General features: G+C 41.4%; 15 protein-coding genes. 4 read left to right on the top strand and 11 right to left on the bottom strand.

The genetic code is table 11. The annotated features are described in order from the left end of the window. Positions 1-15: 15 nt before the first annotated feature. The 4 genes from EL84_RS01350 to EL84_RS01365 all read right to left on the bottom strand — a co-directional run bounded on the left by EL84_RS01350 (position 16) and on the right by EL84_RS01365 (position 4,443). A complete protein-coding gene (locus tag EL84_RS01350) occupies positions 16-1,311 on the bottom strand; it encodes an ABC transporter substrate-binding protein (RefSeq protein WP_047840400.1) in 1,296 nt (431 codons plus the stop codon). A gap of 103 nt (positions 1,312-1,414) precedes the next feature. Further along, positions 1,415-2,182: a response regulator transcription factor gene (locus EL84_RS01355; RefSeq protein ID WP_047840401.1), complete on the bottom strand. Its 768-nt coding sequence runs from the start codon at positions 2,180-2,182 to the stop codon at positions 1,415-1,417. Between the two features lie 5 nt (positions 2,183-2,187). Continuing rightward, positions 2,188-4,011 (bottom strand): sensor histidine kinase, encoded by a 1,824-nt coding sequence (locus EL84_RS01360; RefSeq protein WP_047840402.1) that lies wholly within the window; start codon positions 4,009-4,011, stop codon positions 2,188-2,190. 243 nt (positions 4,012-4,254) lie between these two features. Next, positions 4,255-4,443 (bottom strand): aspartyl-phosphate phosphatase Spo0E family protein, encoded by a 189-nt coding sequence (locus EL84_RS01365; protein ID WP_047840476.1) that lies wholly within the window; start codon positions 4,441-4,443, stop codon positions 4,255-4,257. 408 nt (positions 4,444-4,851) lie between these two features. Between EL84_RS01365 and EL84_RS32410 the strand changes: the two genes are divergently transcribed. From EL84_RS32410 to EL84_RS31625, 3 genes are all read left to right on the top strand, one after another. Beyond that, complete coding sequence (locus EL84_RS32410) at positions 4,852-4,968, top strand: putative holin-like toxin (protein ID WP_222592206.1); 117 nt, start codon at positions 4,852-4,854, stop codon at positions 4,966-4,968. 432 nt (positions 4,969-5,400) lie between these two features. Next, complete coding sequence (locus EL84_RS31620) at positions 5,401-5,577, top strand: hypothetical protein (protein ID WP_161799398.1); 177 nt, start codon at positions 5,401-5,403, stop codon at positions 5,575-5,577. Between the two features lie 93 nt (positions 5,578-5,670). Continuing rightward, on the top strand, positions 5,671-5,994 hold the full coding sequence (locus EL84_RS31625) for a hypothetical protein (RefSeq protein WP_152682944.1): 324 nt from the start codon (positions 5,671-5,673) through the stop codon (positions 5,992-5,994). Positions 5,995-6,091: 97 nt separating this feature from the next. Here the strand turns inward: EL84_RS31625 and EL84_RS01375 are convergent, their stop codons facing one another. The 6 genes from EL84_RS01375 to EL84_RS01405 form a co-directional block, all read right to left on the bottom strand. After that, positions 6,092-6,361, bottom strand: coding sequence for a hypothetical protein (locus tag EL84_RS01375; protein ID WP_047840403.1), 270 nt, complete (start codon positions 6,359-6,361; stop codon positions 6,092-6,094). A gap of 78 nt (positions 6,362-6,439) precedes the next feature. Further along, a complete protein-coding gene (locus EL84_RS01380) occupies positions 6,440-7,126 on the bottom strand; it encodes a hypothetical protein (protein ID WP_036616621.1) in 687 nt (228 codons plus the stop codon). A 320-nt stretch (positions 7,127-7,446) separates the two neighbouring features. Beyond that, on the bottom strand, positions 7,447-7,632 hold the full coding sequence (locus tag EL84_RS01385; protein WP_047840404.1) for an aspartyl-phosphate phosphatase Spo0E family protein: 186 nt from the start codon (positions 7,630-7,632) through the stop codon (positions 7,447-7,449). 405 nt (positions 7,633-8,037) lie between these two features. Further along, a complete protein-coding gene (locus EL84_RS01390; RefSeq protein ID WP_152682945.1) occupies positions 8,038-9,393 on the bottom strand; it encodes a transcriptional regulator in 1,356 nt (451 codons plus the stop codon). A gap of 430 nt (positions 9,394-9,823) precedes the next feature. Next, complete coding sequence (locus tag EL84_RS01400; protein WP_047840407.1) at positions 9,824-10,795, bottom strand: hypothetical protein; 972 nt, start codon at positions 10,793-10,795, stop codon at positions 9,824-9,826. Positions 10,796-11,055: 260 nt separating this feature from the next. Beyond that, positions 11,056-12,306 (bottom strand): transcriptional regulator, encoded by a 1,251-nt coding sequence (locus EL84_RS01405; RefSeq protein ID WP_152682946.1) that lies wholly within the window; start codon positions 12,304-12,306, stop codon positions 11,056-11,058. Positions 12,307-12,711: 405 nt separating this feature from the next. On the opposite strand from EL84_RS01405, the gene EL84_RS01410 reads away from it, so the two are divergent. After that, positions 12,712-13,836, top strand: a complete 1,125-nt coding sequence (locus EL84_RS01410; protein ID WP_047840409.1) for an LLM class flavin-dependent oxidoreductase — start codon at positions 12,712-12,714, stop codon at positions 13,834-13,836. A gap of 99 nt (positions 13,837-13,935) precedes the next feature. On the opposite strand, the gene EL84_RS01415 is transcribed toward EL84_RS01410, so the two are convergent. Further along, positions 13,936-14,514: a TetR/AcrR family transcriptional regulator gene (locus EL84_RS01415; RefSeq protein WP_047840410.1), complete on the bottom strand. Its 579-nt coding sequence runs from the start codon at positions 14,512-14,514 to the stop codon at positions 13,936-13,938. Between the last annotated feature and the right edge of the window lie 240 nt (positions 14,515-14,754).

Consider the following 14,754-nt stretch of genomic DNA (forward strand, 5'->3'; position numbering starts at 1 on the left):
TTTCGATCGAATGATTTAGGGTTGCAACACGCTTTGGATCTCTTCCTGCATTTGTTTCAGGTTATCCTCAGCTGTCGCTGTCTTGGCAAACAGTCGGTCAAATCCCTGCAATACCGCATTGTCGATATCCTGCCAACGGATATGACCGGGAATTAAGCGCGCTTTTGGCATTTCATCAATGACGGCCTGCACGATATGCTCTTTGCTCGGATTATTTGGCTGGAGAATGAATGCATCTGAGTTCAGAACAGAGGTACGCGGAGGTACAAAGTAGGTGGCTGTCGCCTGAATCCCCTGCTCACTGGCAAAATACTTCAACAGTTTCTTCGTTTCCTCTGGATGTTTGCTGTCGTTGAACATGGCATATCCGGCCTGCCCCAGCATCGGCACACTGCCTTGAGAACCGGAAGGCATAGGAGCGATGCTCCATTCAAAATCCGTAATTTCTCTTGCTTTGGAAACATAGCTGTAATTATCAAAGAACATGCCCACATTACCCGCATCAAAGCTGACCTGTTCGCCCGCCTTTGGGTGTGATTCATCGGTGAACATCATGCGTTCCAGTAATTCAAAGGTCTGTACGCCATAGGCATCGTTCCAGGTGAACGTTGTCATGCCTTCGTCGAATGGACCGCTTCCATTGGACCAGGAGTAGGAGGAAAGCACCGCCCAGGTCTTCCAGTCGCGAAAAAAGTTGGCACCATAGACTCGATTGGTCGCATCCTTACTGGTAATGGCTTTGGCGGACTCTTCGAACTGTTCCCATGTCCATTGTCCTTGGGTGGCAAGTGAGTTTGGATCAGTCAGGCCGGCTTGGTCGAACAGCGTTTTATTGTAAAACATGACCACCGGAGGTGTAGAGAAAGGTAGCCCTAGCAGTTGATCGCCATCACGGAACAAATCCAATGTACTTGGAATATAATCATCCAGCTTAAACTGTGCATCATCCTTGAACTCGGATACATCGGCCAAAATGTGGTTGGACTTGAATTGTGGTATCATTCGCTCTGATACCCAGGCGAGATCGGGAAGGGAGCCTCCGGCAGCAAGCACCGAGATTTTTTGCTGGTATTCTGCGAAAGGTACGGATTCCATCGTTACTTTGATGCCTGGATTTTCCTTTGTGAAGTCATCGATCAACTTGTTGTATACATCCATATGCGCCTGATTGCCCCACATCATGAACTTCAGCTCGACCTCTCCATTCTCTCCGCTTGCACTCCCAGATTCACTGTTAGAATTGGAGCTTGCGCACGCGATTGAAGCCATCATCATGAATATAAAAACCAGTATCAGTCCTGCTTTTTTCATGTAAATCCCCCTTATGGACGTCGTGGTATACATGTGCAACCAAAGTATAACGAAAGCATCGTTCCCCCTTAAATCACGTCAACTACAGAAATGGTATGGTTTTTCAAGAGATACTGAATCGGTCTCGATATTCTCCCGCGGTCCATCCCACCTGCTGCTTGAACACCAACATGAAGTGTTTGGGGCTCTGATGCCCGGATAACCGTGCCACATCATAGATTTTGAGACCCGTGTTGATCAGCAACCACTTGGCCCGCTCCATACGTGCCTCTGTGATGTATTCGGAATAATTGATGCCTATTTCATTCTTGAACAATTGGCTTAAATAAGTAGGGTTCAAGTTAACAAGATCGGCTATCGTCTGAAGTCGCAGATCTCCATCGGGATGTTGCTTGATGTGCTCCTTCACATCTCGGATAATCTTCCGTGTATCTCCAGCAGCTTGTTCTGTTTTCCCAGATGGCTCAGGGATAGAAAGGGTTGAAATACCGTATCTGCGATCCAGTAGCAATTGAATCTTTTGTATGCATAATGCCAGTTCATAACGATCGATTGGCTTCAACAGGTAGTTCAACACCCCGAACTCCATCGCTCTGCGTGCATATTCAAACTCGCCGTAGCCGCTAATGATGAGCATTAGCAATTCAGGGTACATGTCTCTTGCTTTGCTTACCAAAGTTAGTCCGTCCATTTCACGCATGCGGATATCCGTGATTAACACATCCGGCACCTCACATCTCAGAAAATCCAGCGCCTCGGTACCGCTCGATGCTTCGCCCGTTACCTGAAACTGAGAAGACACTTGTACGATCAGTTCCCTCAGTCCCTGACGGATGACCGTCTCATCCTCTACAAGCAATACTTTATACATGCACTTCAATCCCCTTTCGGTAGAAGTTGAATGGATATCGTGACCACCAGTCCCTGCCCGGGACTTCCATCAATGCTTAGGCTGCCGCCTTCTCCATACATGATGCGAAGCCTTTGGGCGATATTGTTAAGCCCCAGACTGTCCCCGGCATGGCAACGTAATGCCTCATTGGAAGGTTGTTTTGATATGGATTCATTTAACTCGTCAATCTTTGCCTGAGTCATACCCTTACCGTTGTCTCGTACACTAATCAGCAGCTCATGGTCGAATTTCAAGGCAGATACCCAGATTACTCCTCCATTTTCCTGCCCTTCAATGCCATGGTAGACTGCATTCTCCACCAGCGGTTGCAGTACCAGCTTGGGAATCAAATACTCGGTTATTGCTTCTTCGATGTCATAGATAATCTCTAACTTGCCGTTGTAACGGACCTGCTGAATGCGTACATAGGATTGTACAAAAGCAAGTTCTTCTCCAAGTGGAACCATCCGGTCCACCTTATCAATCGTATAACGCAGCAGCTTGCCAAGCGCCGTCACCATGTCCGATACCTCAGCATGCTTCTGGCGAATGGCCATCATGTTAATGGACTCCAGCGTGTTGTATATAAAATGGGGATTCATCTGGCTTTGTAACGCTGACAACTCGGCCTCCCGCTCTTGAATACCCAGCAGAAACACCTCATTGAACAGTCGATGAATCTCTTCCATCATTCGGTTAAAGCCCCGGCTAATCTGTCCGAATTCATCACTGCTGAAGTATGATACACGCTGGCTAAAATCTCCTTGCTCCACCCGAATCATGTGGTGCTTCAGTCGAATCAGTGGCCGGGTGATACGATAGGATAACAGAACCGCCAGAATCGCTATACCCGCCATACATAACACTGCGAACCATATTGTAAAGGTGAGCATCTCACCCGACTCCTTTTGAATCACAGCAATAGGTGTAAGACTGATCACCGAAAGCCCGGAATAGCTGGAATGGTGTTGTACATAGAGATAGAGTTGCCCATCCAGAATAACTTTTTGGTTTCCTGCATAGCTTTGAAGCTGTCCCTGCATTAGCAACTGGTCGTACGCAGACATTCCTCCGATTGAGGTCCGTTCGAACAGCAGACGCTGCTTGCTGTCTACAATCATCAGACTTGCATCTTGCTCATAATTCAGATTGGATAACAGTTGACCGAAAGCCTCCAGACGAATGTCAATCAAAATGTAACCCAATCGCTGGAGCGTTCCCGGATCTCGAAGCACTCTGCACACCGATATATACGATTCTTGCTGACCGCCCGTGTAATAGCCGGGTTGATGCGGAGGAAGCAGACGCCATGTCCCTTCCGAGTCTTCAAGCTCTGCAAACCATTCATCCTGCCTACTGTCCCATACCGGCTTGACCGCCAGTGAATCGAGATTGGAGAACAAAATACCGCTGTTGCTGATCAGATGAATTCCCCGAATCTCGGGCCGGTCATAAGCTTGACCCGATGTGTAAAGCTTCATTTTCAGATAATCCTCAGACCTCGCCCATGTTCCCGACCCCATTGAAGCGTTGTATTTGCCCAGAATGCCAAGCACCATCTGATCGTAAAGCGGCAAGAGCGACAACCGCTCATAGTCCTTCAGCAGCCGATTCAGATTGGCGTTAATCTGGCGAACCATATCAATGGTGAATTGCTCGGTCTTGCGATCCATCGTCTGCGAGAAATGCTTGTAGTTCATCAATCCCTGCAAACTTAGCGGCAGCAACGTCAGCGCCAGGAACAACAGGAGCAACTTGGTGCGCAGGTTTACATTTTTTCCGAAAAAAATGCGTACCTTGTCCATCATTTCCGTTCATCCCTCCCTCTCCCGATCATTGTATGAGCCCCCTTCACAGATCAATCTGGATATAACTGGGGTCATCATATCCAGTTTTAATGATCATCCGCTATCCTGCCAATCCTGGAATTGGTACGGAATTTCAAGTTATACGCATAGGTTTCAGGGTGAACGCAAAAAAAGCCGACTGTATCGCTACAGTCGACTACGCTATTTCTATAGAACACTAATTAGACCAAAAAACCGACTGCATTATGCAATCGGTTGTCTGTTCCTGAGTTGGCTTTTATATTTGAATCGATAATATTCATTAATAAGCTCGTCTAGTACCATGGACTGTCGGAGGACTTTGTTGTCCTGCATGCCATGATTCTCCGCCAAACGACTTAACTCTTGCCTGTTCCGTTCGATTTTATCTGTGATCTGTACCGGTTCACTCACAGCATGCACCCCCTCTTTGTATAACATTTTAGGATACATTGCCAAAAAATTCATATTATATTCCTTTGCAGAATAAAATGATCGTTTGCAAAGGTGGTTTTCATAAAACAAAAATTAATTTATATCTCCCTACTTTACCTGCCTCAAAAAAGCTAAGTCATGATTGATGCCATCTCCCGTTTGAATAAACGCCTCATATGATCCACTTAAAGATTACTGATCTCAGCCGGACTCATTTCTTCATCTACATAGGGTTCATTGTCGATTGCAATCACTAGACATATAAATCAGATGTGTACTGATCGCTGCAACGGTATCCACCATAATAGCATGTATGGTATAATATTCCTATCAACAGAATGGCTAATATGGGTGGTCGGCTAGTCTCCTGCAAAGGAGGTGATGCCTGTGGCGATTGAAACGGTATTGACATTGATGATCAGTTTTGCGGGGTTCATTGTGACCTTGATTGGACTGATTGTAACTATTGTCATTGCCTTAAATAATCAAAACAAAAAGAAATAGACCGCCCCAGCTAAGGTAATGGTCTATTTCAGCTACCTATGCACAGCCACCGCCCTTAGAAGCGGCTGTTGTAAAGAGTAGGGATGTTCGCGCATCCTTGCTCTTTTTTTATTATCTCCAGTTTAGCACAGTTTGTTGCAGAAGTTAACTCTTTACTGGTAATTATTGTCGCTCATTTATGGAGTAGAAGGGAAGGGGGATAAGCATGGTGGTTGCATCAAGGTTCGCTTAATCTTTAAGCACATCCTGCCTGCCACACATTCAAATAAAATAAGTTCCTCTTTATTAAATCCTCATTTTAGTAAACAGAAGGGAGTATTCACGAGTTATTTTCAAAGGACAACCTCCAATTGATTTCCTTCTTTATCTCTCATTAGAAGCGTAATTACCTAACTGTACTTGCTCAAAACGCTACTCCGCTCGGGTGAGCAGATGTTTTATTTTGCTACAGAACGTCACGATCTGCAAGGGAAAAGCAAAATCGATCTAGTTAATGATCTGATTCAGCCTTCCCTATGTCTTCCTGCCGAACCTACGTCCTATGGATTCTTGGTATCCATCGGCTTCAGTGCTTCAAACGAGTTCAGAGCGTGGATTTCACTTCATTAGTGATTTAAAACGAACCGTATTTTCTATCCGCAAGACATCCGGCAATCGCACAAAAGCTTTTCTTCCTACATCTCGAAAACGGATACCGATCTGGTGACCATCGGCTCCTCCGATTACCGGGTATATCGCTATGAAAGCAAGCTCAATGTAGTGGAGAACGCCGCTTTGCTCCTATGTTATGGAGAAGGGTTTGATCCCAAGCAAATGAGAGCTTTTCTAAGTACGGATGTTTCCCTAAGTAATGAAGAAATTCTGAGCTTTTACAGCAAACGTTGGGCCATTGAAACGTATTTTCGGACGGCGAAGGTTAGGCTGGCTATGGATCAGAAAAAGTATGACATTATTGAGTATATTTACAACCAAACCCAAGGCGGAGCTACATTAAACCAAATTAAAACGCAGCTCAAAGTGGCATAGGGCTACTGTCAGGCTTTTTAACTTACAAATATTTGAAGCGATTATTGGCAAGTACAGTAAATAAGAAAAAAAGTATTCGGAACCCGAATACTTTTACTTATTTACTTCGTAATGAATTTGCTAAATACAACATTAACATCCCTAAAAATATCAATAATATTCCTTCAATTTTATACGACCAAATCTCTGAGTTTATGAAACTACCAAAGATATCAGACGTATCAGACTTAACATTTTGGTATTCTGCAAGAACCAACATAGCTTTGTCCATACCCCAATCAGTACTTTGAGTAATAAACTGAAATCCAATAACAAATAATATAAGTGAACAGATAAGGGCTACTAAGGAAATCATTTTACTTTTCAAATTTAAATTCTCCTTTGATAATATAGTATTGCTGTTGTATGCGCTACCATATTACCAAAATTGTGAAATTATGTCTAGTTACCAACCAGTAGTATCTTGCCAGTAAAAGTATAAACCCGTCGGTTCTTTATACTCATAAGTACCAATATAAGAATCAGAAAAGAAACCTTGTTTCCATATCTGAAACGAATAGTAGTTGTATGTTGGTGCGCAGTAAATGGTATATGTTTTATTTGCAGGAATTTGGATTGGTCCGTATGTTTTGTTAAAGTTACGAGTTGCCTGATAGGTCGTGCCTAGCTTTGCAGCAATCTCTGCGCCTCCCCATCCAGCTTTCGAAGAAACCTCAGCAGAGAACGTAGTAGCTACACCATCAATAACAGACAAGGACAAGGGCGCTGGACCTTTTCCAATCGCACGCTCAATAACATTTCCAGTAATTTGGGTCATGTCAATGTTTTTCAGATAGTAATCTCCTATCGCAGAAGGAAGCACCTGATCGTTTGATAGATTGGAACGGGTCTTATCAAAAGGAACATAATACCCTGCAATAATTGTTTCAGGATCAAGTCCTTGTGAACTAGCTTTTTCTTTAAAATTAGGATCAAAAATACCTATTGCACTTGTCTGAGAAATATCATTATTACTCACTATTTCAGGCGTATTCGTACTTATAACTGGTCCCTCAGATGAAGCAGATGCCACCGTTGAAAATACGGAAGAAATCATAATTGCTGTTAATAGAATTTTCCCAAATTTTTTCATAGATAGAACCTCCTCATAAGTTTAAAAATAGTCACGTTAATAACCTATCTAACTTAATAAAGAAACTAAGATCATAAGACTGTGATATCTTTGAAGCTAAAATTCTCTCTTCATCGACTTAAATCAAATTTTATCCATATCCTAACGTTGCAATCACCTCTTTTCTTTCTTTGTATCAGATTAATCATATAATCATTTTCAAAAGAAACTTAAATAAACTTTTTATGAATAATAATCCATAATATAGCCCTATTGTTATTAAACATTGATGATCACCATACAAACACTATTTTTAGTATGACTATGATTTTAAGTTAGCTTCACAATACTTTACACCTCTTTACGTTCACTCCTAAAGTAACTCTATTATATTCATTAATTAGCTCATCCAGTGCCATAGACTGTTCAATCACTTTTATATTTGAGATTTCATATTGATCTACCAAGCGACTCAACTCTTGCCGGCCTTGCTCGATCTGGTTTTTCAAGATACTTAGTTCCCTCATGGCATGTACCCCTCTAGGACATTCTAGAAAAACATTTAATATGAGTAAGCTATTTAGTTTCGCTAATGACTACAAGTGCTTTTTAGAACATAATATGTTTTGCATAATATTGTAAAAACAAATCTTTAGAAAAGGCATTGCGCTCTGTCTAATCCCTTTTCAAAACACAAAACAGCCTACCTCAAAAGCAGATAGGCTGTTTGTTTTATTTAATATTTATCGTCTTAAATAATTGTGAATACGTCTCTTGCTGAGACAAACTAGCTTGCTGTCTATAAGTTCCGTATAGATCTACACACTTTACTAGCATGTGATCGTCTTGAATCTCTTATTTTTCAAGTGATTTTCAATATAGGAACGTATATTGGACATTTTCTTCACCGTCCCTTCTTAGATATTTCATTATCAAAAAGTTGGTGTGCTTAACTTTTCTATTACATTTTTGTACTTTTTCATTTGTGATTCATCGGCTTCACTCCGATACTCCCCATACAGATCCAAACATTTAATGCACATCAGATCATCTTTACTTGAAGATGAGAGCTCTAAACATATAAGTAAGGCATCCATTCCAATTGAATAATTACGTTTTTTCATTTGATACCTTGCCAATTCATAATAAAAGTCTTGATTCACGCGGTTAAACATTTGATCGTTATATCCACTTTTATTTTGCATATCCGTATTAATTAATTTGATCTGATTTTCGAATCGAATCAAGGCATAGTCAATGTTAAAGGAATACTGATTAGCCGATTGCAAAATATTAACCAATCCAGCTAACATTTCTGACGGGTTGTTTTCGATATAATCCAAATAAGAATCGATTACACTTTCTTGACCAAGCATTAATTGGTACAACAGTCGATTACCCTCCCCCCATTTTTTGAATAAATCTATTATTTCTTGATCCTCTTCTGTAGGGTTCTCTATCTCAATTATCTCCATGTATTTTTTCAGATAATTTATGGCCTTATCGTACTTCTTGCGGGCATCATAAACGCTTGATATTAATAAGTTTGCATAGGCTACATATGTAAAAAGAGGATAGGCTGTTAGCCTTTTTTTATTTTTTCGCCTACGGGATTGAATTTTTAATTGAAATTCTGCAATCCGTTCCAGTTCCCGTGCCCATGCTTCGACCTTGTCCCACAAATGTATCGTATTATACACGTTGGCCAAGTCTTTAATTGCATCCAATTGCACTTCTTCATTTAATTTATCAATATACGGTTCGAACTTAACCGCCGCATTGAGATTATCAAATTTACTCAGTGTTTTATGAAGTAGGAAAATACGGTACTGGCAAAGGGCCAACCGCTCCGAGTGTTGATATTTCTCACTGTCGGCTACACATTCATATAAAATTAGTGCTGCTTCATTCATGCTTTTACTATAGAGACTCTCTGCCACATCAAATAACTTATCAATATAGGATTGATCATCTGTCACATGAGTAATGACTTGTTGAATAATATCCAGCTTGCCAATCTCAGCACAACGATATATAAACGGTTCTAAGCGTCTCCAATGGGGTGCAGATTCAATAAAACACTCCACACCATACATATCATAAAAGTACCCCTGTTCTAAATCCATTGCTGATGTGATTTGGCCTAGTTGGTTCATTGAAATAAGTCTGGTTCCCTTAATGATAGCACTTAATGTGCCCACATTAATGTCAGCGATTTCTGAAAATTGCTGTAGATTATATCCCTTATTCTTCAAGTGACTTTCAATATAGTAACGTATATTGGACATTGTCTTCATCGTCCTTCCCCAGATGTTTTACTATCGAAAAGTTGGTACACTTAACTTATCTATTAGTTTTGTATACTGCTCTTCCTGGGTCTTACTAGCGTGATTTCTATACTTTCCATATAAGTCAATACATTTGATACACATCATGTCATCATTACTTGAGACAGAACGTTCGAAACTAGTAATTAAATGTTCGATCCCCTGCTGAATCTGGTTTTGATTTAAATTGTATTTTGCTAGTTCGTAGAATAAGTGAGTATAGCTAAAATTCAAATCATGCAAATTATTCGTTCCTAGTACGTAGTTAACTAGCCTGTTCTTATCAAGATAATTATGGAATCTATCCAATGCGTAATTAATATTGTACGAATACTGATTAGCACACTTCACGATATATACGAAAGCTGTTAGGATTTCTTTAGGATTGGCATCAAGATAATCTAAATAAAACATCTAGAATTTCGAAATCACCTAAAAATAATGTATATAAATATCGATTACCCTTAGCCCACCCCATTAATAGCTTTATTAAATCTTGTTCTTCTTTAGTTGGACTTTTAATTTCATCCAGAATATTTTCATATATATCTATGTACCTTAATGCCTGTACATATTGTTTTCGCTCTTCAGAGACATTAGCCTGTAGCAGATTAGCATAAGCATTATAAACAAATAGAGGATAAAAGGATTTACTACCTTTAGTTTTATGCTTTTCATTTTGAAATTTAATCTGAAAGTTAACTCTCCGTTCCAGTTCTTGAGCCAATTCCAGAACCTTATCCCATAAGCTAATTGAAGCATATATATTAGCTAAATCTTTAATGGCATCCAATTGTACTTCCTCATTCAATTTATCGATATACGGTTCAAACTTTACGGCTGCATTGAGATTATCAAATTTATTCAGCGTTTTATTAAGCAGGAAAATGCGGTACTGGCATAAGGCCAACCGCTCTGAGTGTTGATATTTCTCACTGTCTGCAACACACTCATATAAAATAAGAGCTGCTTCATTTAATCCTCTAGCAAAGAAGCCTTCAGCTACTTCAAATAACTCTTCTATATAAGATCGATCGTCCGTCACATGAGTAATAACTTGTTGTATGCAATCCAGCTTACTAAGTTCAGCACACTCGTATAGGTATGGTTCCAAACGTCTCCAGTGGGGCGCAGATTCAATGAAGGATTCTACCCCGTAACTTTTATAAAAATAACCTTTTTCTAATCCCACTACAAAAGTAATCTGATTCAGTTGGTTCATAGACATTGGTCTGCTACCTTTAAGAATGGCACTTAATGTCCCAACATTAATCCCAGTAATATCGGAAAAATGCTGCAACTTGAGATCGTTCTCTCTCATGTATTTCTCAATATGTATTTTTATCGTAGGTACCGATTCCACGATCTCACCTCCGTCATCCAAATCACTTATAATTCAATTACATATAATAAATGTTATTTTAATCCTGTATTTTACATCGGTCAATCAACAAAAAAAAGTAAGTAAGCATTATCATCCTTAAATCAGGATCTGATATTGCTTACTTACTTTTCAAAACAGTGTAAATCTCCTATAATCCTGCTCCACCATGAGTGCTTGGGCTATACATTATAACATTTTCGATATTGCCCTGAGAAAAGACATTGATCAACAAAACAACACTAAACAAAACTACGATCAAAGCTACCTTTTTTCTCATAGTTACGATAGACCTCCTCGATTATAGTTTTATATCTATTTTCTAACTCTAATGAAACTTTGAATCTATGTCTTTCAAACAGTCCTACACACTGTATAATTACGGATTCACTCTTCATACTCTGTGCTACTTCTAAACATTCAAACAAATGTTGAAATCCCATTGTGTATCTTTCTCTATTAAATTGATATATTGATACCTCTTTGAGGAATTGAACGTAACGTTCATTCGTAATCTGTTCAGTATAACTTCCAATATCTCCATAGGTTTTGCTATACATTGAAACATATGAATCCATTTTTTCAAGAACTGAATCAACATCTATATTATGGTGGTTAGCTGCCTCCATTATTTTCAACATTGCAGGCAAAACCTCTGCCTCGTTCTTTGTAACTATTGCAATATAAGGACTTATAACCTCGGAATCTCCCATCATAAGTCTGTATAAGTACCGATTTACTTCAGCCCATCCACTAAATTTATTAATGTATTTAAGATCCTCATCATCTGGCTGTTCAATTCTAATCAAATTGGAGTACGCCTCTGTATAGCGGAGAGCATCAAGGTACTCTTCTTTTCCATCACAGGCAGCAGCCTTTAATAGATTTGAATATGCCGAGTATACAAAATGAGGATATGAGGTAATTCTAGGTGTTTCTAATTTTCTTTTTTTATAAGAAGTCAGGAAACTAGTCTTTTGTCCCAATTCTTCTGCCAAATCAAATACCTTGTCCCAATACCTTAAAGCCAGATACGTATTCGCCAAATCCTTAATCGCATCCAGTTGCCGTTCCTCATCCAGCCGATTAATATATGGCTCAAAGTGCACAGCGGCCCGCAGGTTATCATGTTGATTCTGACCAAGCGAGAGGGTGAAGATGCGATACTGGCACAGAGCCAGACGTTCCGAGTGTTGATATTTCTCACACTCCGCCACACATTCGTACAACATCCGTGCAGCCTTCGTCTGTTCACGTTCAAGCATGCCTTCCGCCATCTCAAACAACTCCGAGATATACGAGCGATCATCCGTCACTTCCTGGATAACCTTATGAATACATTCGAGCTTGTCCAATTCAGCACAGCGTTGCAGGAATGGTTCCAGTCTCCTCCAATGAGGTGCCGATTCCACGAAACATTCAGCCCCATAAATCTCGTAGAAATACCCCTCTTCCAGCTTCATGCCTTGGGTAATCAGATCCAGTTGCGCCATAGCGATGGGCCGAGTCCCCTTAATAATTGCGCTAAGCGTTCCAGCGTTAACTCCCGATATATCGGCAAAATACTGCAGGGTGTACCCCTGTTTCCTGATGTAGTCCTCAATATATGAGCGTATCGTAGTTGTAGGTTCCATGTATCCCACCTCCACAATGAAAATCCATAATTTTGAATTTATATGATAAGCACAATTTTAATCCTAAATTTTACAGCGGTCAATAAAAATCGTGGCAATTTCCTTCACATTTATGCAAGGAGGCCTCGCTGTTCCTGCTTATAGAAAAAATCCATTAGAAGAATCCGTGAGAACGTGATACATTTAATTCAACTTACATATCCTACTATTTCAATAGGATTATACGACACAGATACTATCAATTCAGTTCGAGGAGAAGGTCAGATGAAATTTGCCTTGTTTAGTCTCATGATGAATCTGCCTAATGCCGTAACCGGGGAAGCTCTGACAACTCAGCAGAAATTCCACAATATATTAGAGCAAGCGAAGCTGGCTGAACGACTGGGATTCGATGCCTATGGGATCGGTGAACGACACGGTGCGCCTTTTTTATCTTCCTCGCCACCTGTCGTATTAACCGCAATAGCCGCAGCAACCACACGCATTCGGTTACTAACTACCGTCACTGTTCTTAGTATACTTGATCCAGTCCGGGTTGCCGAGGATTATGCCACGCTGGATCAATTATCGGGCGGACGGCTGGAGATGATCATCGGGAAAGGCAATGACCCTCGCCACTATCCGCTGTTTGGCATACGCGAAGAGGAACAATGGGACTCACTCGATGAACGCTACCATCTGCTAAGACGGCTGTGGTCTGAAGAGAATGTAACCTGGCAGGGAACGTATCGCCCTCCTCTTGAGGGAGTGACCACGTGGCCCAGGCCGCTTCAGCAATCCATCCCAATCTGGCATGGTAGCGCGTCGAGCACGGTCTCGACCGAACTCGCTGCCAAATATGGCGAGCCGCTCTTCACGTCGAATTCTTTTCATCCTCAGGCCAAATATAAAGCGTTAATTGATCATTATCGGGAGCGCCTCGATTATTATGGTCATGATCCGCAGCAAGCAGTGATTGGCTCTGGTGCCGGCAGTCTCTATCTTGCGGATACGGGCGAAGAAGCCATTCGCCGCTATAAGCCATATTATGAAGCGTTCCATGCCACTGCCGCCGCACAGCATAACCAGTCCCCCTTCACCGATCTGGAGGATAACATTGCACGAGGTCCTGCGTTAATTGGCAGTCCGGAACAGGTCATTGAGAAAATTCTGGACTATCATGCCGCTTACGGACATCAGGTGCTGAGTATCAGCGTAGATGGACTGACGCATAGCGAGCAACTGGAGCAAGTGGAGCGTTTTGCCAAGGAAGTTGCCCCTGTATTACGCCGCGAACTGCCCAGTTCGGTATGGAATGAACCCCCGGTGTTAACCCAGCACTCATCCTTCCTTTCCTCTAATGTTACAGATTCGTGGCCCACAGCCATCTCACCTATATTCCAGGTCTAACAATCTCCCACGTACAATATACATGTGCTCCTTCCAGGGTGATTCCTACGAATCGCCCTCTTCCCTCTTCCTCCCACTTGTATCGCGACTATCCCTTATCTACTTGGACTGAATGCCTTCCAACAATGAACGAAGCATCACATCTACAAACGCATCATCCATCGCTTCCCCCGTTACTAACATACGATAGAACACCGGCCCATAGATCAGATCAATGTATAATCCAATGTCCGTCCCACTCTTTAATTCGCCGCGCTCCACACCCTTCTCCAGAATTCCCCGAGCTTCACGCCGACGCGGTTGGATGTACCTTGTACGGTATTCTTCGGCAAGCCCTGCATCCGACTGCCCTTCCCCTATAATCTGTGTAATCACTTTTCCTTCCCGACTGGTCAAAAAACGAACCAGATTACTCGCATGTATGCGTATATCCTCCAATACCGAGCCTGTATCCGGCACTGGCAATCTTGCCGTTGCAGCAGACATATATCCGTCCATGATGACAGCGCCTTTATTCGGCCACCATTTGTAGATAGTGGCTTTGCTCACCTGTGCACGTTCAGCAATCTTCTCGATTGTAACCGCCCCGAATCCGTGCTCCAACAACAACGCATACGATGCTGTAAGAATGGCATTCTGGGTTTCCATGTTACGCGGACGTCCTCTTTTGGCAGTCATCTTGAGCCCTCCTGGATGTATAAAGTATATTTAATCATCAGTATTTTTCATAAAAACGATACGTTCATTATACTAAACTGCCATGAGTACACACAATTCCATCCTACGCTCACCTTTTCATCCTCATTAACTTTCTCATTAAAATATGTAGAGCCCATTTACAATACTATACGTTTAGTTTATTATATATTTGTAATTAGTGAACACACCGTTTAGTAATTAACGTTTTTAAATATCACC

This window comes from Paenibacillus sp. VT-400, from assembly GCF_001029205.1.
Classification (GTDB): domain Bacteria; phylum Bacillota; class Bacilli; order Paenibacillales; family Paenibacillaceae; genus Paenibacillus; species Paenibacillus amylolyticus.